The organism is Mesorhizobium sp. M0408 (assembly GCF_040321495.1).
GTDB lineage: Bacteria > Pseudomonadota > Alphaproteobacteria > Rhizobiales > Rhizobiaceae > Mesorhizobium.
In genome coordinates, this window is the sequence record NZ_JAMYRO010000085.1 from 1 (window position 1) to 536 (window position 536).

Genomic DNA, 536 nt, shown 5'->3' on the forward strand with positions numbered 1-536 from the left:
CTTTCAAGGCATTGTAGTTGATCACAATCGCCGCAGGAGGCATCCATGGGACGTGGCATTTTGCTCTGGCTTCTCGGAGTCCCAATTCCGATCATTATTCTGATCATGCTGTTCGCACGGTAGGGAGGCTTCGATGCAGTCCACCGTAACAGCTGTCGACGTTTCCGCCCCGACGGAATCCGCTTCCACTGCTGTCAGCTGGGGGCCAATCGTCGCCGGCGCCTTTGCTGCGTCAACGCTTACCTTCATCTTGATGCTGCTCGGCTCCGGGCTTGGGCTGAGCATGGTGTCGCCATGGTCCGGCTCGGGTGCGTCAGTCACCACTTTCGCCGTTTCCACCGCCGTCTGGCTGATCGTCGTGCAGTGGCTGTCGTCGGCCCTGGGCGGCTACCTCGCCGGACGCCTGCGCACCAAATGGGTCGGCATCCACACCGATGAAGTCTTCTTCCGCGATACCGCTCACGGCTTCCTGGCCTGGGCGCTGGCGACGCTGCTCGTCGCCGGCGTGCTCGGCACGGCGCTTTCGGCCGCGATAG

The 536-nt window shown here is 62.5% G+C and carries 1 pseudogene; it reads left to right on the plus strand.

The features are described 5' to 3' along the window. Positions 1-133 precede the first annotated feature (133 nt). Positions 134-536: pseudogene (locus tag NKI67_RS33835) on the plus strand (hypothetical protein); the annotation flags it as partial.